The organism is Terrirhizobium terrae, from assembly GCF_030323265.1.
Classification (GTDB): Bacteria; Pseudomonadota; Alphaproteobacteria; order Rhizobiales; family Rhizobiaceae; genus Neorhizobium.
In genome coordinates, this window is record NZ_CP104991.1 from 102,896 (window position 1) to 124,519 (window position 21,624).

Genomic DNA, 21,624 nt, shown 5'->3' on the forward strand with positions numbered 1-21,624 from the left:
CCTCGCATACCTATGGCCACCAAGCTGATTTTGAATGGGAAAGACAATCGCCTGCAATATGCCTCGCGGCTGCATTATGGCTAGGTCGCGCAAGCCAATTTGGCGAGACTTTCCGCGAGTTCATCCTTCCGAAATGGTTTCGTCAGTCTTGAAAGGTTCGAACTAACGCCCTCGCTCCCGGCATAGCCGGATACGAGTAAGACGCGCGTTTCGGGCCTAGCGCTTCGCACTTCGCGGGCTAGATCCAGCCCGCTGATGCCAGGCATGAGATGATCGGTCACGAGAAAATCAAAGTGCTCGCCGGACTTGAGGAGGTGGAGAGCCTGCTCCCCGAGGCGACCTCGGTTACCGCGTACCCGAGATCGCTCAGCATATCGGCGGTACTCATCCGCACGAGTTCCTCGTCGTCGACCAAAAGTACGCTCCCGCAAGTTCTTGGTAATACGAATAGTCCCGCCGCGGTCTTTACGGTTTCAGGAATCGCATGGCTGAGAGGCAGCCAGAGGTCAATAGTAGTGCCCTGTCCAAGACGGCTTTGGATCGTAAGAGCACCTCCAAGCTGGGATGCAAGCCCGTGCACCATCGAGAGACCCAGTCCCGTCCCTTTTCCAACGCCCTTCGTCGAGAAGAATGGCTCGATAGCTCGCGCGAGCGTCGCCTCGTCCATCCCTGCCCCGCTATCGGTGACGGACATACAGATATACGCATCGGGCGGAAGGTTCGTGCGGTGCCCTGCGGCGACACGTTCCATTCTAGCGGAAATCCGCAGCTCGCCACCGCGTTCCGCCATGGCATCACGTGCGTTCACAGCAAGATTGAGCAACGCCATCTCAACCTGGTTCGGATCGGCCTTCGCAGGGGAAGGTCGTCCTGAGCATCCACCACGAGCTCAATCTTTGGACCGGTCGTGCTTGCGATAAGTTCAGTCATCCCCGCGATTAGCTTTGCGACATCGACCGGTACCGACTGAAGTGGTTGACGACGGGCGAAAGCGAGCAATCGCTGAACAAGCGTTTTTGCGCGTTCAGCCGATTGCACTGCCCCGGCGATCAAACGTTGTTCGCGCTCATTTCCGAGGCCTCGGCGCTGGAGCAGATCCAGGCTTCCGACAATGGGCGTCAGCAGGTTGTTGAAGTCATGCGCCACACCGCCGGTGAGCTGCCCCATTGCCTCCATCTTCTGCGATTGTCTGAGCGCATCTTGCGCCGCCTCCAACTCGGCTTGGGCACGAACCCGTTCGGTCATGTCGTAGGCGGTGTTGACCGCACCCATCAGCCGACCGTCGCGATCGCGAAGCGCGTTAAACCGCACTTCGAAGGCAACTTTCTCGTCGCCGAATGTGTCGATCAGCACAAACTCTTCACCCGCAAGTGCGCGTGTCCAGTGGGCACGCACCTGCGCCTGATGTTCGGGCATACTGGCCAACATGTGCAGGAGATTGTCACCTACTTTGGCTTCGATGCTATACATGCGCTTCAGAGTCGCAGCGTTCGCGCTGTTCAACGCCAGGATGTTATGATCTTTGTCCATGACGAGGATCGATGCGGGCGAGCTCTCGACGACGTCGGCAAACACCTTACGTTCCGCGAGCGCCTCTTGAAGTTTTGCTTGACGCATTTTGTCGTCAGTCACGTCACGTGTGATCGAGTAGAGCTTGCCAGCTTTCGGCACGGCTACCCACGACAGCCAGCGCCAGCCATCATCCTTGGTCCGGTAGCGAGCTTCGAAGCGCCTAACCGGCTTGCCGTTTCGCACGAGCGCAAAGGCGTCCACGCTCGCGGCTATGTCATCGGGATGGACAAATTGCTGATAAGGCTGGCCCTCAATCTCGTCTGCCAGCCAGCCGAGCGCAACCGTCCAAGCAGGGTTGACTGTATCAAACGTTCCATGGCTCAAGTCTATGACGGAGAGCAAGTCGAGGCTATGACGCCAAATCTGATCGCGCTCTGCGCTGGTTTCAGCCACGCGGCGTTCCAGAGTGTCATTCAGCTCGCGTAGGCGATCTTCGGCGCGCGCGCGCTCGATGGCTGCTCGCACGCGTTCGGCGACCTCACGGAAAAGGCCTTCTTCCGAACTTGTCCAAGCGCGAGGCGTAACACTCTGCATGGCAAGCAAGCTGACCCAATGCTCATTCTCGAACAAGACGACATCGAGGTAAGCGCCGACCTGCCTTGCCTGGAGCCCGGCCCGCGCGTCGTCATTGAATCTGGAATCTCTGAGGACATCGTCGACCTTGACGACCGGACACTCATGGTAAGCGCGTAGCAGTTCGGGTCCAAACGCTGCCAGATCGTGTTCTCCCACGATTGACTCAACACCTTTCGTAAAGTCGCGCTCGATTTTCATGATACTGCCGAAATACTCGGCGTAGAAAACCCGGCTGAGATTGAACCGCTCGCCCAAACGCTCTACCGCCGCCGAGGCGATCTCATTCGGCGTTTGAAGCACCCGCATCGCGTCCGAGAGCGACAGCAGAAAAGCCTGCCGTGCCTCGCTCTCGCGTAGCGCTGCCTCGACGTGCCCGCGCTCAATCGCCGTTGCAATCTGGGCGGCGATAGCAGTCAGCGCGTCAAGTTCTTCCGGCGAAAACGCTTTACCTCGACGACCAAACGAAACCGTGCCAAGCAGGTCGTCCGCGGCCAGAAGCGGCACACTGAAATACGTGTTAAGACCGAACTTTTTCAAAGTTGCGGCATGTGCCTCACCGGATGTCTGGATGTCAGTCACAAGCATCGCTACGCGCTTGACGGCGACGATCCCGCAGACCGTCTGGCCGAATTCAATTCGTGCTGCTGCCCGCTCTTGCTCAGGCGTGAGGCCTGCTGCTGCAACCAGCTTCAGTGCACCGTCGCTGCACTGGTAATGGAATGCTACGTCAAGGCTGAATTCGTCGGCCAGAAGCAGGAACAAGGCTCGCACCGCCTCAGCTTGATCGGATGCACCGAGCAAGATTGTCGACGCCTTGGCGACAAGCGACAGACGACGGGCATGCTGTTCGGCACGGCGTCGTTCAGCCAGCGCGAGAGCTTCCGATCGCTTGAGTTCTAGCCGCGCCATGGTCTGGTTGGCCAGCACCAGGAGCGCGCGTTTTTGACGCTCGCTTATACCCTCCGGCCGGCTTCTCCGATCGAGAACGCAGACCGTGCCGAGCGGGAGGCCGTCAGGAGTCTCCAGGACCGCGCCTGCGTAAAACCGTAGACCGCCGGCGACATGGACCAGTGGATTGCCTGTGAAGCGATTGTCTTGGGTAAGGTCGGGCACGACGAGGACGCCCGGCTGCAGTATTGCATGCCGGCAGATGGAAACGTCGAGCGGGAGGGTGTCCGTACCGATACCGACTTCCGCCTTAAACCACTGGCGATCGGCAGCGATGAAATTAACCACAGCAATGGGTGCTTCGAGTATGTCTGCAGCCAGCTCTGCGACATCATTAAAGGCGTTCTCGCGACCGCTGTCGAGTATGGCGTAGCGCTCGATGGCGGCCAGACGATCTGCTTCATCCCAATGCGGCGCGCAAAGCTCCGCGTCGAGGCCGGATGTCACGTCGCTCATGGGGTAGAGTTCTCCGATTCTGCCATTCTGGGATGCGCTTCGAAACTTGCCGAAGCAGACGGCAGAACGCTATTCATTAGTCGATGGGCCAACGGTCTTATTGGAAAACAACCTTAGACTCTGGGTTCAGGTATTACCAGAGGTGAGCACACACAAAGACAGATCCCCCTCATCACCGCAGACACACTTCGGTCAGCTCGCTCAGACCCGGAAATGTCGCATGCTGGCCCATTTCTGATGGTCCTGATGCAACACGAACCCGTCGACATGCTCATGAGGGCTGCAGTCTTTCTTTCGTCTTTTTGAGCGTGCAGTTCGACGATCAATTTTAGATGGACCTTCCGAATGCTCTACCCCTCGGACAGGGCGAGCATCCGGGCGAGCTAAGCGACGCATGGCAGTCACCTCTACCGCCGGAACAACCGCACCCTAACCCCGCGGATCTCGGATTGTGTTATTGGCTTGGATCGGGAATTAGGACTCGTCAGTCTTTCCACGATCCGACTGTGCCGTACTCGAAGTACGGCGTTGACGGTGTTCAAACTGGGCGATTTCAGAATTTGGACTGAGTTGCTTGCCGACTGCGATTTTGCATCCGGCCCGTTGGCATCACCACTGTCTGCTACCTCGACATTAACGCGCTTCACGGATCTAACCTCAGCCACCATAATATTCGCAGACGCGGCGGCGGGAAGGCGCTCATATGCCTGCCGGTTCGGATCCACCCGCTTAACTCCCGATGTCTAAAGAGGCTCGTCATGTAGACCGGCAAAGGCATGAGGCTCGGACGACTGCGCGATTTCGGATGATAGCTTCACACCGCAAGCTGCTACCGGTAGCAGACAGGAAGCGAGAAGGAGGCCCGTGAGAAGTCTGCGCATAGCATACAACCCTATGATTTTGCTCTCAAAAAGAATGCTGGCGCGACAAAATTGTTCCTCGGTATTGTGTCTGATCACAAGCGGGCACTCTGCAGTAGCCGATCTGCCACCCTGGCGGCCTCAGATCGTCACCTCTAGCGTCACGGGCTGAGCGGCGACTTCGCTTTTCTCAAGACTATGGGAAAGTTCTTTGATAAGCCGTAGGCGGAACGCGCTTGCGGCTGGCGAAGTTCTCTGGAAATCGGCTGCAATGCCAATGGCTGTAGAGAAAATGCGGTCCGAAAGAAAAAGGGTTGTACGACGCGTCTGGCACCTACCGACGGGAAAAGTTGCGGTTCAGCAAAAGACACCTCACTCGCGTGGATTTTGCCGTCCTGCTCGGGCATGGCGGACACCGCCATAACTTTGATCGCCAAGGATCAACCATGCTTTCAGCCGAATGAAAAAATGGACGGACAAAGAAGTCCGGCCACCATAAATCAATCGATTGGAAACCGAAGCTTTCGTCTTGCGGATCGGCGCCGTCCTTGAAGAATTTTCCAGCCTCGAAGGGATTGTTGAAGCGGGCCGTTCGCTCGAGTACGAATTTTGCGACCTGCGGAAGGACGCTATTATCGCCATGACGAAGGAAGCAGGCATTCAAACGCCACCCAGCGTCGGCGAACGTCTCGGTAAAGTTCGGTAGATACAGCCGGCATCGAGCACATCGCGCGTTCGATGTCGGCACTATAAGACATCGGGAGCACCGAGCGTCTTCTGACTTCGCGGGAGTTCATTCGACGAGGGAGCCCGCCCCCTCCCCTCGTGCTCCCCGCCCCACCCTTTGTTCAAGATGAATTCTTCATGAGACTGCCAGAGCCATTCACCGTTGAAATAGGAAAGCGACCGGTCGCGGTTCGTACCCATAGCGGCCTGCTCCCTGCGAACCGGATTACCTCGCTTGGGAGGCAGGTAATCGCGAAATGCTGGTGCGACTGCTGAGGGCGCTTTTCGACCGACATGATGTCGATGTGTCCTGGCTCTTGAGCGGCCAAGTAAAGCGGTGGAAACAGTCCTGCCTGAGTGCTGACAGGCAGACATTTTCTTGTCAGCATATGCTCACTAGGATATTATAATATCCTCGAAAGGATATGCTGCGATGCCGCTCTACATAAAAGATCCCGAGGTCGACAAGCTTACCGCCGAACTGATCAACCTGACGAAAACGTCCAAGGTCGATGCAGTCAAGGCGGCGCTCAGGCATGAAATCGCCAGCCGCAAGAATAAGCTACCTGTTCGCGAACGACTCGCCAAGACCCTCGCCATGGCGAAGGAGGCGGGGCCGATGGTTCATCTCGATCACAAGCAATTGACCGACGAGATGTGGAGCGAGGACTAATGCTGTTCATTGATGCGTCGGTGATTGTAGCGATCATCGGACAGGAAGTGGATGCCGACCAACTGATGGATCGGCTGTCCGATGATGACGGTCCATTCTACGTTTCTGCTATGGTGCGGATGGAAGCGACGCTGGCGCTGACCCGCCAGATGGCCGAAGCCCATGGGCGCAACAACCCGGCCACACCGGAGATTGTCGTGAAGGCACGCGGTCTCGTCGATCAATTCATTACCGACCTCGAAGCGCGCGAGGCGGTGATCTCGGGCGATGTTGGAACTAAGGCGCTGGATGCGGCCCAGCTTTACGGCAAGATCGTCAATCACCCGGCCAAGCTCAATCTCGGCGACTGCTTCACATATGCCTGCGCCCGAGCCTACCGCACTAGGATCGCTTATAAGGGTGATGATTTCACCGAGACTGATCTTGGCTGGTAGGCGGTGTCGCGCCGGAACACGGAAGCCGTAAGCTGCCGTTCAAGATAGATCACGGTATGCCCGAAATAGAGCGAGAGGCGACGCGGAGGCTTTGGAACGGACTTCGGAAGAAGCACCAGCGTTGCGCTTGGGCCGTTGCAGGGACATCGACAATCTGGGCAAATGCGCTGTTTTTCCTATAATCGCACTTAGAACTCCAGCCGGCGGGCTTCTTCCTTCCTTGGCTGCATTTCCCAGTAGCCATGGCCATCCTCGTCTTCGTTGTCAAAAAGACCCTCGATGAACGCGCGGAATGAAAGGGCTTGCTGGCAGAGATAGTCATTGTCAGAAGACGACCAAGCTCCGCCGAGATTGCGCATCCAGCTATAGACGTGGCCATAGTCGGACGCCGCTAGCGCGGCGTCCGCACGGACTTTGTCGGTCGAGCGTAGCGGAGTACTCGGCCTGTTATCTGTGGGATCTTGACGAAGTTAGGCAGCCTTCTCAGCGTTGAATCCGACAGCATTGTCAAACACGCCCATAAATCGGGGAACGGTAGCTTCTCGCGACCAGTCGCGCTGTAATTCGCAGTACATCTGGACGCGACTGATCAGCTCGACGCCAGCCTACTCAACCCGTAGCACAGCCTCGTGCGCGGCAGGCATGTGAATCTGCGTTGTGCAGAGATTACTCAGGATGTCGCAGATAGAAACTACGCCATTAGGAGTACATCGACATTTGCTTATATATGTGGCTCAATGTCCAAGAGCTTAGTGATGCTCGCGTAAACTTCCCAACCTTTTCGCCCCTCCAAACGACTCTATGGAGGGGCTCTTTTCATCTAAGGATGATCTATTAGGATTCCGATCGGGGTCGCTATTTGACCGTCGAAAAAACCGGTCAGGAAAACGCAGTGATGCTTACTAAGAGTGAGAAGAACGACCTCGTTCACGCAGGCACGAGAGCAGCGCTCAATCGCGTTGGGGCGTTCACCTGCCCTTATGTCGATGATGATGCTCGCTTCGCCGCTTGAATATCGGGTTATAAGCTTGGCGCACTCCGTCTAGCAGCAGCAAAGACGCGGAATGATCCGGTTGAGGAAGCGGAAGACTTTTGGGCAGAGGTGTGCCCCATCAAATGATAAAAACCTCGCGCCGTCCCTTGGCGGTTGAGCATTTATGACCAGATGCTCATTTTTCGCCTGGCGGTTTATGGACAACTCCTAATATATACGTAAGTGGTGACGTGGACAAACCGCTAGAGGACAGCATATGCCGGTGGACGACCGAGATTTCGAACGCGACGCTTCGGTCAAGCCAGAATTGCAGATCAGCGCAGGCAGAATGTTGCTGCTTGCTGCAACAGGTATCTGCATAGTCGGCCTCATTATGTTTGCGTCGAGATCATAGTCACCCGAATGGGTGAAGACAGATATTAGGCCGTCTTTATCTTCAGTCCTGCAACGTTTTTTTGGGGGATTGAATGAAACGCTACACAATATTAGCAGCCATGCTCACATCTGCTTTGACACTCTATGCACCTGCCTCAGCGGATGCGCAAACTAAACAGTCTGGCAAAACGTCTACATGGGACGGCACTTGGTCTGGCACGTCCAGCGCTGGTGGCAAAACCAGCGTCAGGATCGCCAATGGCAAGGTGACGTTCTGGACAAACAACGGATTTCCGCGCCCGAAAGTAACCGGCTCGGTCAAAGGCAACTCGGTTGCTCTGGATGACCAAAACGGTTGGAAAGCCACGATGACGGCGCAAGGGGAAGGCAAAGCCCGGATCACAGCGGCAGGTATTGGCAATAACGGCAAGCCAGCCAAGAACACAGCCATACTGCGCAAAAACTAGCCTGACCCTTGAGGGAAGCGTGATTGTAGCCATCAACTGCAATCGATCTTTAAAATGAGCGGCCGCGCGTCGGTCACCAACAGAACAAAATGTCGGCCTCCGAGTTCTTACCCCAAGTAAGCAGGAGGCCGTCATGACATCTTCATTCACCGCCGCGAAACAGCGCGAGATCCAAGAGCAAGTTGCGCAAGCCGACGAACTGGAACCGGCTCCCAAGGAAGGCGCGATGCAAGCGGGCGCTCGGTTATATCCGGAACCGCCCTTCCCCAAACAACATCAGGACAAGCCAGGCGACGAAGCTAGTCTCGTCCCACAGACATATTACGACGCACCGTATTACCTTGGCTCACAAAAGCTTCAGGACAAGGTCGCGCTCATCACAGGTGGTGACTCGGGAATCGGAAGATCCGTCGCAGTCCTCTTTGCTCGCGAAGGCGCGGACGTTGCGATTGTTCATTTAGATGAGGATGATGATGCGGCCGTTACCGCCGAAGCCGTAAAACGCGAAGGCCGTCGATGCTACGTCATCAAGGGAGACGTAAAGGACTCCGCCTTTTGCCGGAAGGTTGTCGCAGACACCGTTTATCAATTCGGAAAACTCGACGTGCTCGTCAATAACTCGGCATTTCAGGTTCACACAAACGATATACTCGATCTGACGGAGGACCACTTCGACGAGACGCTCAAGACGAACCTTTATGGCTATTTTCACATGGCCCGGGCTGCTGTGCCACATCTCAAGCAGGGATCGGCGATCATCAACACCGGATCGGTCACCGGCTTCGACGGCGAAAAATCGCTGCTAGACTATTCAATGACAAAGGGCGGCATTCACGCCTTTACGAAATCGCTCGCATCCCAACTCGTCCCGAAAGGCATCCGAGTTAACTGTGTCGCGCCCGGCCCGGTCTGGAGCCCGCTCAATCCGAGCGACAAAGAGGCCGACAAAGTTGCGCAGTTCGGGTCGGGTGCTCCGATGAAGCGCCCGGCGCAGCCGGAGGAAATCGCTCCTGCCTACGTGTTCCTCGCCTCGCCGCACTGCTCAAGCTTCATAACGGGCGAAGTCTTACCGATCGTCGGTGGATACTGAGGGAGGTCGGCATGGCGACACGACTTGGCGCATGCCGATGTAGCGAGGTTCAGTTTCAGGTTACGGGTGAGCCGGTCCGGGTGGCTATCTGCCCTTGCATCGACTGCCGACACGAAAGTGGATCGGCCTTTACTTACTACGGCATCTGGCCTTCCGCAGACTTTCAGCGACCGAGGACACTTCAATTTACGAAGGTCGAAGGTTTTGCAGCCAATACGGTTCGAGGGTCTTTGCATTCGACGAAGATGAGGCTGAGATAAAGCTCGGTAGCCTTCAGGCCGGCCCCTACAGAGTTAAGACCTTCCTACGAGCTTTGGGTGAAAAGGCGCGAGTGCTGGTTAGCGCCCACCCTGATGCGCAGCAATACGACGAGGACCGAAATTAGACACTAGCAAAGGACCTAACTTCGTCCGTGCCGCGTCTAATCGGGCTTTTGCATGCATTGGAGGGAGGATCTGATGACTGAGGAAGATCGTAAGCCCCAAGATGCCAATGGGCGCGCTACCAAGTATGAGGACCGTGGTCGAACAGTGGGAAAGCCGGGCTTCGCAAAATCAGCATGGTGCATTGCCATCGCTGCCATTGCGCTTACCGCGTTCCTGTTATGGATCTTTCTGACGCCGAGAGTCTAATTATCGTCAGTGGCCATATTCGCGATCTGTTGTGCCCCAGTACGCGTCCATCCAGGCCCATGAACTGGCCGACACTCACTTCCGCCAAGCCGTAGAGGGGCGACGTGACGACCACGCGATCGCCTGCAGCGACGCAGCGCTCGAAGACCTGACGCAGAGCGTCGCGGCGGTCGCCGCTTCAGGTCAAAGGTCAGGAACGTGCCGAGGCCCAAAGCTGTGACCTTCTCGCCGGTGGGCGGCAAAGTGCGGGTCAGCACATTCTGGTTTGATTCCGAGGTTGGCGATGTCGCGCTCGTCGCCTGGGTTCGCGCCGCGGCGTTGGTGGCGAGCGCCAGTCCTGTAGCAGCCGCGCCCATCGTGCCGAGGAAGCCACGTCTGTTCATATTCGCCTGGTCCATAGGTGTTTCCTGTTTCTGAGCGTCAGAACTGCCAGTTGGCGGGAACCCAGGCGTACCCGCCATCGGTCTTCAGCATCCGCCCCAGGCCGGGGAACGGGTAGTGGAAGCCAAGCACGGGCATGCGCTCGGTGGCCGCTCTGTCGAAGATGCGACGACGGGACGAAAGGGCTGTTTCCTTGTCCCGATCCGGGCCTGGAAGCCAGGGATTGTCGACGTTGACGACGGGGTGATAGGCAAGGTCTGCCGTCAGCAGCAACTGGTCGCTTCCAGAGTGGACGAGGAAGGTGGCCATGCCCGGCGTGTGGCCGAATGCCGCGATCGTCGTTAAACCCGGCACGATCTCGGCGTCGGCTTCATAGAGCTCGACGTCGTTCATGAACGGCGCGAGGCTGTTCTTGATGTTCGCCGCAAAGCGCAGACGGAACTCTTCCGGCACCGGCATGTACGAGAGGTCCGGATCGGTGCGCACAAAGAAGTCCCAGTCGGCCTTCGGAACAAACACAGTGGCGCGAGGAAAGGCTTTGCCGCCGTCCGCGGTCCTCAAGTTACCGACATGGTCGGGGTGGGTGTGCGAGACGACGATCGCATCGATGTCCCCAGGATCAAGACCGATCACTGCCAGGTTATCGAAGATCTGCCCGCCCTTCGGACCCATCGTCTTACCGGCCCCAGCTTCGATCAAGATCCGCCGACCGCCGGTCTCGATCAGCAGCGTATTGAGGTTGAGCGTCAGGTGGTCGGTCGGAAGAAACGCCTGCCGCAAGACCTCCTGAAGCTCGGCTTCCGGCGCGTTGCCTGCATAGACGCGAGGCGGCCCACCGATCACACCATCGCTCAAGACAGTCGCGCTGATCTCGCCGACGCGAAAGCGATAATGCCCAGCATTGCCGGCCACCGGAAAAGCCGCCTGGGCGCGAGCGCTGCCGGAGTCACTCAGGCTCGGGATCAGCATGCTCGATGCGCCGGCGACGGCGGACAGCATGATGGCACGTCTGTTGAGGGTAAGGGTACTCATCAGGTTTTCCTCCGTGTTGGGGGCTCAATTGCTTTATCGCTTCGTATGGGTCGAATTGACTGTGAAAGTAAGCATCGAGCGCCGCGTTGGACTCGGCATCAACCATGACATCGGGCTATTGATCTGATAACCTGCGTCAAGTTTATCACCTTGATTAGAAAAACTTCGCAATGGATCCTATTCGTCTGGACAGTTTCGATGTTTTCGTGGCTATCATGCGCTGTGGTGGCTTCCGCGCTGCTGCACTTGAGCGAGGCGTGTCTTCATCCGCGTTGAGCCAAACGATGAATGGGCTGGAAGAGGCTTTGGGTATCCGGCTCCTCAACCGAACGACGAGGAGCGTATTCCCAACGGAGGCAGGACAGCGCCTTCTGGAACGTCTGGCGCCTGCACTGAGCGACATCCGGCTCGCAATCGCCGAAGTGGACGAATTACGGGATAGCCGGTCTGGAACGCTTAGGATCAACGCGCCGGCGCCGGCTGTCGATCATTTTCTCTGCCCGCTTGTCTTCGACTTCATGGACCTTTATCCCGAAGTGAAGATCGAGATCATCAGCGATGCGGCCGTCATCGATATCGTAGAACAGGGTTTCGATGCAGGCGTGAGGTTCGGCAAGCAATTGGCTCAGGACATGATCGCGCTGCCGCTCGGGCCCGCGCTTCGTTACGCAATCGTCGCCTCGCCCGACTACATCAAGAGGTGCGGAGAACCACAGACGCCGCAGGAACTCGTCACTCACGACTGTATCAAACGTCGTTTCCCCGGTGGCACGCATGTCACCTGGCGGTTTGCCGAGGCAGGCGAGGAAATCGAAATCGTTCCAACCGGTCGCTTGACGGTCAGCTCCGCACACAATGAACTGCAAGCTGCGCTGGCGGGCAGAGGAATCGCCCATGTCTTCGACGACTATGCGAAGCCGCATATCCAAACGGGCCGGCTGGTGGAGCTTCTCTCCGACTGGAGCCCCACCTTACCGCACTGGTTTTTATACTACGCCAGCCGCCGACTTCCGAGTGCCGCCATGCGTGCGTTTGTCGATTATATGAGAACCTATAACTGGCGGGCAAACGACTGACGGCCCATGCCTTGAGGTCGAGCCTTACAGGGTAGCCTCGTGCCTCATTTGACGCGCTGCCCTTCGATACGGATTTCGGTGCCCTCCGGCCTGCGGAACTGTTCGGTCATACGGTCGCCATCAACGATCATCCTCAGATCATCACGCGTTCGCACGCTGCCGATCCAGTTTGGAAATGTCGCCCCTTCGACACAGTTTCCGCTGATGTCGCACAAGAAAGACAGATGTTCTGCGTCTTTGCGCCAGCGCTGAAGAAACGCTATCGAACTGGCTTCAGGGTCTCATCAACGACAATGGTTAATCTCTTCTCAACTTTGTAGAGACGAGACGATGTCGATTGAGCAGCCCACCGTTGAGCGGCTGAACGAAGTTCTGGATCTGATCCACGATATCGCGGCGACAGCGTCGTCGGAAGACAACATTCCTCCGGTCGTCGACGCCGCTCTCGATAAGATTATCGATTTAGCTCGGTCCAAGTTCAATGTAGCGGACGACAAATCTTCTTCCAGCTCGTGATTTCTCGCAGGTGCCGAACACGGCATAGAATTTGACACCTATCGCGCGACCGGCCTAGGTTAGGCCAAATCGCAGATGTTTGGTGTGGGACAAGTGTTCCGCGGTCGCCATCTTTTCTCGTGACTTTCATGTCTAGAACGACGTTTTAACGGAATAACAGCCGGCATCCGAGCCGAGGGCCGTCTCGGGTGTCCAAACTGCCACTGTGGACAGTTCCGCCGATCTCTGCCGCCCTTAAAGTGTCGTCGTTTCACCTGTCTGAGTGGGTGCGACATTTAAATCTACCGGACGCGTGAGGAGGTACCCCCAATCCGGTTTGCCGCCTCTCTTTGTTGCCAACGGAAGCCTAGTATTTCGCCGCGTTGTCCACGCGCTTACCGGCATTCTGAGTGGCGTCCACTGTGCCGGCTACATCCTTCCCCACTCCGCGGATGGTGTTGCCGCACGATGATAGCGAACCGGTGATCAGGGCCAGAGATGCGATGGTGATGAAAATCTTCTTCATCGTTGTCCTCTCCATTTGATGACATCAGTGAGATAGAGCGGGTTTGAACTATAAGAAGATGTGGGAGCACATACGTGGCAATAAAAAAGGCCGGAGCGAATGCTCGCTGCAACCTCCCTTGACCCCATCCGGCACTGTCAGCACATCCGTGGTCGCCGTCGAGCGATCGTTAGGCAATAGATAGTGTCGCAGCTCCTTCATTTGACTGGCGCATGAATGAGGCACGCCGCGAGCGCTCGATCTAACGCCTATAGCGTCAGTCCGGCGCTCGCACATTCTGTGGTCACGGATTGCAGTTGTTGAGACATAAGAAACGCTGCTATATCGCCATCCCACGCAGCGAGTAAGCGATCCACGCCGTAACCAGGCGCTTCTGCTGACGCCCGCAACACGCCCGCCAACATTGCGAAATCATGCTCGTGACCTGCAGGCAGCTTAGCAAAGAGACGCTCCTCAAGACGGTCGTCAATCCAATCCTCGATAACCGGCATATCCGTTTTCTCCGTTCGGTGACGCATAATCTTAAGAGCCGCTTTGGTTGCGTGAGAGTGTTCCTCGTCGCCCTAATGAAGGAACTGCCTCTCCGCCCGGAACCATCGGCGCGTACTACCCAGAGAGCAACGTGCTAAACGCTGTTGATCACCACGATCGGCTTTCAAAAACACCCGCTTCAAAAGCTATCCCGGTTCGAATTGAGAAAATGAACTCTTAGATCATTCGCTCTCAACGTTTTGGGTCGAGCTTCGATTGCCAGAAAAGCGCGTTTCACCAAGCCGTGAAACGCGGAAAGAACGGGAAGGCAACAACGGATGGATGACAGCGAAACTGTGAGAAAAATCGCTCGCGCAAATGACAGAAAGAATGAAGCGATCAGACTGCGGGCCAAGGCTAAGGACGCTGGGAACACCGCCGCCATCGAAAAGGCGACGGCAGCAGAGGCCCTAGCTCACGAAGCGATCCTCGCCTATGGCAGGGACCAAGCGATAGAAGGAGATCGGCTCTGTGAGGACAGTGCACAAGCCATCGAAAGAACAGTCGCTCGTTTAGGCTCCGAGCGTTTGCCTTGATCTTCTAAACTATCAACCCCAGGGAACTTGCAAAGCGGCTGACGTCAGATGACATTGTCTGCTCGCCGCTCACTTTAATACCTCATCTATAGCTTTTCATCTCGTCAGGCCCGTGCGGTTTGCGAAGCAGGACAGCTTTCGGCCCACTCTCCAGAACGGGGGCCTCATTCATGCCTGTTGAGAAAACGATACCGATGTGAGGCCAGCGACGGCGCACCACATGAGCAAGCATTTCGCCAGACATACCGGGAAGACCAAGATCAGTCACCAGAACATCAACAGAGTCGTTTTCTAGGATCTCCAGCGCCGCTTCGGCGGATTCGGCTTCGAGAACTTCGTGCCCCAGCTCAACGATCATATCCGCGTCAGACATACGAATAAGCGCATTGTCTTCGACTAGCAGCATGGTAATGGGCAACCGATCGCTTGCCGAACCCTCGATCTCCCGTTGATTCCGATCGCTCGTCGCGAGAGCCTCAGCGGACACAGCCGCTTGTTTCTCGTTGTTCAGAAGGTGACGAATCTTTCGGGCCAAGGCATCGCGGGTATACGGTTTTGAGAGGAGCTGAACGCCCGGATCCAGCCGACCGCCATGCACGATCGAGTTTTCAGTATAGCCAGAGGTGAACAGGATAGCGATATTCGGAAGCCGCTCCTTTGCCTTGCGAGCAAGCTCCGCGCTCTTGAGCGTCCCTGGCATCACAACATCAGTAAACAGCATGTCGATCGGGATGCCGCTTTCCAGAATTGTCAGGGCGGCGGCGGCATCCGAAGCCTTGAGCACACGATAGCCCAGTTCCTGCAACATTTCGACGACAGTGGCGCGAACACCCTCGTCATCCTCGGCCACCAGAATGGTCTCAGGCCCGCCCTCGACGGGACCATCCATCGTCACGACTTCCAGGTCCTCCTGGCCTGTCGACCGCGGCAGATACATCCTGATCGTCGTACCCTGCCCCACTTCGCTATAGATCTTTACATGACCGCCGGTCTGCTTGACGAAGCCATAAACCATGGATAGCCCGAGGCCCGTGCCCTTCCCTTCCGGCTTGGTCGAAAAGAATGGCTCGAAAACCTTCTCGATCAGGTCAGGCGACATACCCGTGCCGGTATCCGTGACCGACAGCGCGACGTATTGACCGGGCTCTACCTCCTGATGAAGTCTTGTATAGCTATCATCGAGATAGGCATTGCCGACTTCGATAGTGAGCTTTCCATAGCCATCCATCGCGTCGCGAGCATTGATTGCCAGATTTAGGATGGCGTTCTCGATCTGCATCGGATCGACGAGAGTGTTCCACAAGCCACCTGAGACGATCGTTTCGACCTCGACGCCTTCGCCGATCGTCCTGCGTAACATCTCGTCCATGCCGCGGAGGAGCCGGCCAATGCTCAGCACCCGCGGATCCAGTGCCTGACGACGGCCGAAAGCAAGAAGCTGAGACGCGAGTTTTGATCCCCTATCCACACCGGCGAGCGCGTTCGAGATACGGCGTTCGGCCTGACCGTTTCCGGCCACGTCTTTCGCGAGCAGTTGCAGGTTGCCAGCGACAACCTGAAGCAGGTTGTTGAAATCGTGGGCCACGCCACCCGTCAGATTTCCGATCGCCTCCATCTTCTGCGCTTGCTGAAGCGCTGCTTCCGTAGCTTTCAGAGCCGAGGCTGCTTTGCGCTCATCCGTTACGTCGCGGCCGACCGCGTGAATGAATGCCTCATCGGGCACCGCGGTCCAGGAAATCGCCCGATAGTCACCGTCGCGGGTCTGATAGCGGTTCTCGAAAGAAAAAGTCGTTACGCCCTCGCCGAGCTTCGCCACTTCCGCAAGTGTCGAAGCTCTGTCGTCCGGATGGATGAGATCCATGAAAGAGCGCCCAATGAGGTCACCCTCCTTCCAGCCGAACACGGATTGCCATGCCGGATTGACCGCCGTGATTTTTGCATTGAAGTCAGCGACCAGCATGATGTCAGTGGAAAGCCGCCACATCCGGTCGCGGTCGGCGGTTCGCTCCGCCACGTGGCGCTCAAGCGTCTCGTTCATTTCCTGCAGGGCCTGTTCGGCTTTTCGGCGCGCGGTGATATCCTGACACACAACGGCGATCTGGCGACGCGTGGCTGGCTCTACCCGGAACGCACCGACACTGAGGATTTTGCCTGTCTCATCGAAAGGCATTTCCAGTCGTCTTGGCTCACCGGTTTCCAATACCGGCCGATAATATTCCACCCATTTGCCAGCCTCAGTGGGAAATGCCTCCCGTACCGTTTTGCCAATCAAGCCGGAGACGCCCGAATGCCGTTTGTAGGCTTCATTGTACTCGACGTGCACATAATCGCTCAGCGGACCGCTTGGCCCGTCGAGAAACTCGATGATGCAGAGTCCTTCATCGAGAGATGAGAACAGGCTGCGATACCGCAATTCACTCTCGCGTAGCGCCACTTCTGCATCCCGAACCTGCGTCAGGTCGAGCATCGCACCAATCATGCGTAGCGGCTTGCCTTGCTCATCCCGGATAATGTAGCCGCGATCCAGCACAGGTGCGTAGGTTCCGTCCTGACGACGAAACCGATATTCTTCGGTCCAGTCGGTTTCCGTCCCGTCGATCGCTGCGTGGATGGACTGATCAATCCGGCTGCGGTCCTCCGGATGGATGTGGTGGATCCACCACTCGCCGGTCGGCTCGACGCTTTCGAGCGGATGGCCATAGGCAGCTGTCAGCGCATCGTTCCACAGCACATGGTTCGATGAGAAATCCCAGTCCCAGATCGCGTCATTGGTCGCGCGGCTCGCTAGCCGGTAACGCTCCTCGGTCTCATGGTGGATCAGCTCTTTCTCACGGGACTTCGTCACGTCGCGCACAGTGCCGATGAAGCGGATCGCTTTTCCACCCTCGAAAAAGGTGCGCCCCTTGGCAGCGACCCATCGAACCCGCCATCGACGACGCCTACTGTCCGGTAGGCAACGTCGTATTCGCCATTACCGTCGATGCTGATTGCAGCCTTTACAGCGGCATCGATGTCCGCCCGGTTATCGGGATGCAAGCCCGTCAAGAAGGTTTCGTAGGATACGCCCGCATCTGGCGGCAGACCAAACAGTTCACGGCATCGGTCATCCCATTCGAGAACGTCGTTCACAAGGTCATAGTCAAAGGTTCCGACCCCCGTGGCCTCGAGCGCCAGCGCGAGTTTCTGTTGCGCCTTGCGAAGATGGATTTCCGACGTCCTTCTGGCGGTGACGTCACGTGCAACCCCGAGAAAGCGCAGTGGCTTGCCGTCGGTGTCCCGCTCAAATTCGCCCTTCCGGGCAATCCATTTGACCTCACCGCTATCCGCTTTGCGGATTCGATACTCTACTTCCGTCGCGGCATCCCCGGCTGCGCGAGTCTCGGGATGGGAAACGAACTGCTCATCATCGGCAAGAACCAGTGCCTCGAAGTCGGTCGCTGGGCGACTGGCTACATGATCGAGGCCGTAGAGTTTCGAAAATTCCGGGGTCGCCGAGATCATGTCGGCCTTGATATCGATGACGAATGTACCGATGCCACCAGCCGCTTGGGCCGCGCCGAGACTTTCGGTGACGTTTCGGGTTTGGTCGTCAGATGTGTTCACTCGTCTCTCATCCTGCTATTGCCGCAAACCTTCGTAGAGTGATCAGGCAATATCGGCAAGTTGCGATCGATACCTCCACCGTTCGAGCAAGGCACACATTTGGCACATAGTTACGCGCCAGGGCGGGTCATTAGTTCGATCTGGCGCAGAATGCGTGTCGGATCGAAGGGCTTTGCGATGAATTGGCTGCTCGCTGGCAAAGAAGCGTCTTCAATATGCACGCCCCCAGATGTTAGCAGGAGGACAGTCGGCGGATACCTGTCGCGGATATAGTGTGCGAGTTTCAAGCCATCCATTGACCCTGGGAGCTGTATATCCGTGAGGACGATACGGATCGTCTTTTCTTTCTCCAGGATGTCGATAGCCTCCCTCGAGTCTCCTGCCTCGAAGACGTGGTAACCCGCATCAGTGAAAAAGTCGGCCAACTCGATCCGTATGAGGACCTCGTCCTCAACGAGAAGAATAGCGTGCGTGTTAATCGGTGTTGCCTGTCCCATCCTTAACCTTCCGCCATGCCGGCGGCCTCCAGTTCGCACTCGATCTCGAACGTGAGACCTTCGGGTCGGTAATCCATTCTCGCTTCACCTTTGAAATACGACCTCAGGGACCGCTCGATCATCGTCGAGCCGAATCCCCGCCTCATCGGCGGCATGACGAGCGGGCCGCCAATCTCCTGCCAGAGAAGTCTCAGCCGTGGCTCTCCCTGATTACCGCTTTCGATATTCCATGTCAGCTCGACATGGCCTGTCGCATTCGACAGAGCCCCGTATTTGGCCGCATTTGTCGCCAGCTCGTGTAAGGCGAGAGCGAACGCCAGCGCGCCGCGGGGGTTCAGCGTGAGAGGCGGACCGTCCACCCTGATGCGGTTGCCGATCTCACCGTGTGGCCCGAGCACCTGGGTGATCATCGCCATCATGTCGGCAGAAGCCCAAGAGTTCGCTGTCAGGACCGTCGTGGCGTCGCCGAGCGCGACCAGGCGCGCGGACAGCGCGGTATTGGCGGACGCAAGGTCGTGCGACTGGCGAAGCGTCTGCGAGACGATGGACTGGACGACCGCAAGGACGTTCTTCAGCCGGTGGCTGAGTTCGTCGTTCAAGAGAAGCTGCTGGGCTTCGGCCTGCTTAAGGACCTCGTTGGTTTCGGCGTGTTGTCTCGCGAGCCGTCGGTATCTTGCGAAGGCCGAGCGCAACTCCGCCGAGAGCCAAGCGAGTGCCGCAGTGACGACAAGAAACAGGATGCTTCCGGCCCATTGAGGTCCTGACATCCAGAGATCGTTTTCGAGGCTGCCGATGGTGAAGGCGGCCACGGTGGTGGAGAGGATACTCGCGTAGATGCCAGCACCTCGTCCTAGTACGAGACCGAACAGCACAATGAACGGGATGAAGAAGAGCCAGGGAAGTAGGCCTGTGATGAACAGGGAGCGGAAAACGCCGACGGCGATGACAGTGGCGGTCACGACCAGAAAGCGGTGGAACGCCGCGATCTGGTGCTGAAGCGACCACTCGAGGAGAGCGTCAAGCGACGGCGTTGTTCTGTGATGAGGCATACGTAGGTCGGAACTCCGGGTATCGGAAAGGGAAAGTGTCAGTTGACGCCCCTGTCGGTGTCCGGCGACCCGGCTGGCTTTGTCGGTGTGGACACAGAAACGGGATCGCTAGCCGGAAAGGTTTCCTTGAGGCCTTCGTCCAGCTTCTCTTCCTTGGACTTCCTGCTCTCGGCAGCCTTCTCAGCCTCTACGGATTTCACGGCTTCGAACTTGGGCATGGCTCTCTCCTCACAGGAAGCGGCGGTTGACTTCGTTGCTGATCATCGGGATCGCAACAGCTGTGGCGGTCGGGAGCCTGAAAGCCTGGATCAGCTTGCCGAGCGCGAACGTCTTGCCGACAGTGGCCGCAATACGGAGCCACGAATGTGGGTCTCTGACAGCGAAGTCGACATCGGACCGGTTGTGGATTTCCGCCAGCTTGTCCTTGAGGTCGGCGACCTCGGCGCGTAGACGTCGCACTTCCTCCATGGCGGCCTTCTCGGCTGTGGTCTTGCTTTGCGGGGCCATTCTTATTCCTTGTATTCAGCGAAGTAACGGCCAGCCGCGGAAAAAGATGCACGGGCATCGACGGAATATCCACTGCACACCCACAGGACACACAGGCTGTCCCGAAGATGTTCATTGAAGACCGTGCTATCCAGCACACGCCGTTAGAGTTATCAGGTCAGCTTCGCTCACGTCACCTTCGTGAACAGGGATTTCCGCGAGACGACCTTGCCTGCGGTCACGAACGACCCGTCGCCGATGTAGTGCAGCGTTTCGGGATGCGCGGGCCGCTCGGCGACTCGGGCTTTCACGATCTCGAAGACGAAGAAGTTGCGGCTGTCCACGAGAGCGTCGTCATGGACTTTGCACTCGAAACACGCATGGCATTCAGCGATCCCGCGCGCGCCTACTTTGACGCTTTCCGTCTTCGTCAGCCCAAACTCCTCGAACTTGTCCACGCTGCCGCCGTCGCAGTTGCCGATGCGCGAGACGGTTTCGATCATGTCGGCCGTGGGGAGATTGACGACGCATTCGCCGCTTTCGAGGATCATGTGATGGCTGTGATTACCGCGCGAGATCATCGCGCCCCAAAGTGATGGCGCAAACTCGAGGATGGTGTGCCAGCCGAGCGTCATAATGTTGTCCTGGCCCTGCCACCGCGAAGAGATCAGAACTACGGGACCGGGTTCGAGATAGCGCCGGACGTCGGAGGCAGGGAAATCTGTTTTTTGCTCATTGCCAGAGAATGAATCGACGGGCGATCGGGTTCCGGAATGGTAGCTTTGACCTTCCTCGGTCTGCGGCGCGACGATGGTGCAGACCCCTCGGGACGGTAGTCAAGCTTCCACAGAGCGCCAGCGCCGAGACCTAACTCGATCAGCCGCGTGCCGAAATTCCGACGCGCTCGTTGCTCCACGGCTGGCCCGCCGCTCCCCGCCCAGCGTAAGGTAAGCAAATCCGGCGCGTCACCTATGGTGTCGTCTGCTGGTGCTGTATGATACGCCACTCCTCGTGGGCGACGCGCCGTATCGTCGACGTGCAATACGCCCCGGTTGCCTTGCCATCCTCCATAGACGCCGAAACCCGGTAGGCTACAACGATCAAACCTTCCTGCGGCCGATAGACCTGTCGCTCTGAGAAACTGACTTTTGCCCAGCGATTGAGCTTCGACATCTCCGCTTTCGCCTTCGAGCCAACCACGACGTAAGGCGCTGCGGGAACGACAAAAAGCGCCTCGTCGTCAATGACCTTGTCAAAGTTGGACGGACCGCTTAACCAGACGCTTTCCTCGAAGTCCCACACCCGGCTATCTTCCATTCTGTTTCTCCAATGTCGATTTGAAGTGCTGTTCGAGCGTGACTTCCCCACGGATCGGATCATCGGGAAGTTCGGAACCCTGATCGAGAGAAGCGAGCATCATGTTGGTAAAGGCCTGCGCCGCTTCGTCGGAAAATCCCTGCCTGAGATAACTGGCGTTTATGCCGTCGCGCGGTATGCGCTCGAGATGAACATGCCGGCCGAGGGTATCTGACAAGATTGCGGCAACATCCGCGGAGCTGTATCTGCGCGGCCCTTCGACGTAGCTGACGCCGACATCGTCGATGGCACT

The 21,624-nt window shown here is 57.3% G+C and carries 22 protein-coding genes and 5 pseudogenes; 10 read left to right on the forward strand and 17 right to left on the reverse strand.

Annotated elements, in window-relative coordinates:
- Window positions 1–80: 80 nt before the first annotated feature.
- From N7E02_RS29995 to N7E02_RS04205, 3 genes and pseudogenes are all read right to left on the reverse strand, one after another.
- Window positions 81–1,596 (reverse strand): annotated as a pseudogene (locus N7E02_RS29995) (ATP-binding protein); the annotation flags it as partial.
- A 63-nt stretch (window positions 1,597–1,659) separates the two neighbouring features.
- A pseudogene (locus tag N7E02_RS30000) lies at window positions 1,660–3,552 on the reverse strand (GAF domain-containing protein); the annotation flags it as partial.
- 1,021 nt (window positions 3,553–4,573) lie between these two features.
- Entirely contained in the window at window positions 4,574–4,849 is a 276-nt protein-coding gene (locus N7E02_RS04205) for a hypothetical protein (protein ID WP_286578831.1), read from the reverse strand.
- A 71-nt stretch (window positions 4,850–4,920) separates the two neighbouring features.
- Here N7E02_RS04205 and N7E02_RS04210 point away from each other — a divergent pair, with 71 nt between their 5' ends.
- The 3 genes from N7E02_RS04210 (at window position 4,921) to N7E02_RS04220 (ending at window position 6,245) form a co-directional block, all read left to right on the forward strand.
- Complete coding sequence (locus N7E02_RS04210; protein ID WP_286578832.1) at window positions 4,921–5,118, forward strand: hypothetical protein; 198 nt, start codon at window positions 4,921–4,923, stop codon at window positions 5,116–5,118.
- Between the two features lie 453 nt (window positions 5,119–5,571).
- Window positions 5,572–5,811, forward strand: coding sequence for a type II toxin-antitoxin system VapB family antitoxin (locus N7E02_RS04215; protein ID WP_286578833.1), 240 nt, complete (start codon window positions 5,572–5,574; stop codon window positions 5,809–5,811).
- On the forward strand, window positions 5,811–6,245 hold the full coding sequence (locus N7E02_RS04220; RefSeq protein WP_286578834.1) for a type II toxin-antitoxin system VapC family toxin: 435 nt from the start codon (window positions 5,811–5,813) through the stop codon (window positions 6,243–6,245). The genes N7E02_RS04215 and N7E02_RS04220 overlap by 1 nt, the downstream gene beginning before the upstream one ends.
- Before the next feature lie 188 nt (window positions 6,246–6,433).
- Here N7E02_RS04220 and N7E02_RS04225 read toward each other — a convergent pair whose 3' ends face one another.
- Entirely contained in the window at window positions 6,434–6,604 is a 171-nt protein-coding gene (locus tag N7E02_RS04225; RefSeq protein ID WP_286578835.1) for a hypothetical protein, read from the reverse strand.
- Between the two features lie 111 nt (window positions 6,605–6,715).
- Window positions 6,716–6,883: pseudogene (locus tag N7E02_RS04230) on the reverse strand (hydrolase); the annotation flags it as partial.
- A gap of 823 nt (window positions 6,884–7,706) precedes the next feature.
- Here N7E02_RS04230 and N7E02_RS04235 point away from each other — a divergent pair.
- The 3 genes and pseudogenes from N7E02_RS04235 to N7E02_RS04245 all read left to right on the forward strand — a co-directional run bounded on the left by N7E02_RS04235 (window position 7,707) and on the right by N7E02_RS04245 (window position 9,556).
- Entirely contained in the window at window positions 7,707–8,081 is a 375-nt protein-coding gene (locus tag N7E02_RS04235) for a hypothetical protein (protein ID WP_286578836.1), read from the forward strand.
- 133 nt (window positions 8,082–8,214) lie between these two features.
- On the forward strand, window positions 8,215–9,171 hold the full coding sequence (locus N7E02_RS04240; protein ID WP_286578837.1) for an SDR family oxidoreductase: 957 nt from the start codon (window positions 8,215–8,217) through the stop codon (window positions 9,169–9,171).
- Window positions 9,172–9,182: 11 nt separating this feature from the next.
- Window positions 9,183–9,556: pseudogene (locus N7E02_RS04245) on the forward strand (GFA family protein).
- 302 nt (window positions 9,557–9,858) lie between these two features.
- Here the strand turns inward: N7E02_RS04245 and N7E02_RS04250 are convergent.
- Both N7E02_RS04250 and N7E02_RS04255 read right to left on the reverse strand, forming a co-directional pair.
- A pseudogene (locus N7E02_RS04250) lies at window positions 9,859–10,201 on the reverse strand (aldo/keto reductase); the annotation flags it as partial.
- 22 nt (window positions 10,202–10,223) lie between these two features.
- Window positions 10,224–11,216, reverse strand: a complete 993-nt coding sequence (locus tag N7E02_RS04255; protein ID WP_286578838.1) for an MBL fold metallo-hydrolase — start codon at window positions 11,214–11,216, stop codon at window positions 10,224–10,226.
- Between the two features lie 170 nt (window positions 11,217–11,386).
- On the opposite strand from N7E02_RS04255, the gene N7E02_RS04260 reads away from it, so the two are divergent.
- Window positions 11,387–12,292, forward strand: a complete 906-nt coding sequence (locus N7E02_RS04260; protein ID WP_286578839.1) for a LysR family transcriptional regulator — start codon at window positions 11,387–11,389, stop codon at window positions 12,290–12,292.
- Window positions 12,293–12,622: 330 nt separating this feature from the next.
- Window positions 12,623–12,808, forward strand: a complete 186-nt coding sequence (locus N7E02_RS04265; protein ID WP_286578840.1) for a hypothetical protein — start codon at window positions 12,623–12,625, stop codon at window positions 12,806–12,808.
- Between the two features lie 346 nt (window positions 12,809–13,154).
- Here N7E02_RS04265 and N7E02_RS04270 read toward each other — a convergent pair whose 3' ends face one another.
- Entirely contained in the window at window positions 13,155–13,313 is a 159-nt protein-coding gene (locus N7E02_RS04270) for an entericidin domain-containing protein (protein ID WP_286578841.1), read from the reverse strand.
- 248 nt (window positions 13,314–13,561) lie between these two features.
- Window positions 13,562–13,804, reverse strand: a complete 243-nt coding sequence (locus N7E02_RS04275) for a hypothetical protein (RefSeq protein WP_286578842.1) — start codon at window positions 13,802–13,804, stop codon at window positions 13,562–13,564.
- 318 nt (window positions 13,805–14,122) lie between these two features.
- On the opposite strand from N7E02_RS04275, the gene N7E02_RS04280 reads away from it, so the two are divergent.
- Complete coding sequence (locus N7E02_RS04280; RefSeq protein WP_286578843.1) at window positions 14,123–14,380, forward strand: hypothetical protein; 258 nt, start codon at window positions 14,123–14,125, stop codon at window positions 14,378–14,380.
- A gap of 82 nt (window positions 14,381–14,462) precedes the next feature.
- Here the strand turns inward: N7E02_RS04280 and N7E02_RS04285 are convergent, their stop codons facing one another.
- The 8 genes from N7E02_RS04285 to N7E02_RS04320 all read right to left on the reverse strand — a co-directional run bounded on the left by N7E02_RS04285 (window position 14,463) and on the right by N7E02_RS04320 (window position 21,332).
- Window positions 14,463–17,225 carry a PAS domain-containing protein gene (locus N7E02_RS04285; RefSeq protein ID WP_445344457.1) on the reverse strand — a complete coding sequence of 921 codons (2,763 nt, stop codon included), beginning with the start codon at window positions 17,223–17,225 and terminating at the stop codon, window positions 14,463–14,465.
- Window positions 17,222–17,881 (reverse strand): PAS domain-containing protein, encoded by a 660-nt coding sequence (locus N7E02_RS30160; RefSeq protein ID WP_286578844.1) that lies wholly within the window; start codon window positions 17,879–17,881, stop codon window positions 17,222–17,224. The genes N7E02_RS04285 and N7E02_RS30160 overlap by 4 nt, the downstream gene beginning before the upstream one ends.
- A 212-nt stretch (window positions 17,882–18,093) precedes the next feature.
- Window positions 18,094–18,480: a response regulator gene (locus tag N7E02_RS04295; protein WP_286578845.1), complete on the reverse strand. Its 387-nt coding sequence runs from the start codon at window positions 18,478–18,480 to the stop codon at window positions 18,094–18,096.
- Window positions 18,481–18,482: 2 nt separating this feature from the next.
- Window positions 18,483–19,529 carry an HWE histidine kinase domain-containing protein gene (locus N7E02_RS04300; protein ID WP_286578846.1) on the reverse strand — a complete coding sequence of 349 codons (1,047 nt, stop codon included), beginning with the start codon at window positions 19,527–19,529 and terminating at the stop codon, window positions 18,483–18,485.
- 38 nt (window positions 19,530–19,567) lie between these two features.
- Complete coding sequence (locus N7E02_RS04305; RefSeq protein WP_286578847.1) at window positions 19,568–19,747, reverse strand: hypothetical protein; 180 nt, start codon at window positions 19,745–19,747, stop codon at window positions 19,568–19,570.
- Between the two features lie 10 nt (window positions 19,748–19,757).
- Window positions 19,758–20,036 (reverse strand): hypothetical protein, encoded by a 279-nt coding sequence (locus N7E02_RS04310; protein WP_286578848.1) that lies wholly within the window; start codon window positions 20,034–20,036, stop codon window positions 19,758–19,760.
- Between the two features lie 167 nt (window positions 20,037–20,203).
- Window positions 20,204–20,650: a flavin reductase family protein gene (locus N7E02_RS04315; protein WP_286578849.1), complete on the reverse strand. Its 447-nt coding sequence runs from the start codon at window positions 20,648–20,650 to the stop codon at window positions 20,204–20,206.
- A 334-nt stretch (window positions 20,651–20,984) separates the two neighbouring features.
- Entirely contained in the window at window positions 20,985–21,332 is a 348-nt protein-coding gene (locus N7E02_RS04320; RefSeq protein ID WP_286578850.1) for a DUF4440 domain-containing protein, read from the reverse strand.
- 25 nt (window positions 21,333–21,357) lie between these two features.
- Between N7E02_RS04320 and N7E02_RS04325 the strand changes: the two genes are divergently transcribed.
- Window positions 21,358–21,546 (forward strand): hypothetical protein, encoded by a 189-nt coding sequence (locus tag N7E02_RS04325; protein WP_286578851.1) that lies wholly within the window; start codon window positions 21,358–21,360, stop codon window positions 21,544–21,546.
- Window positions 21,547–21,624: the final 78 nt, after the last annotated feature.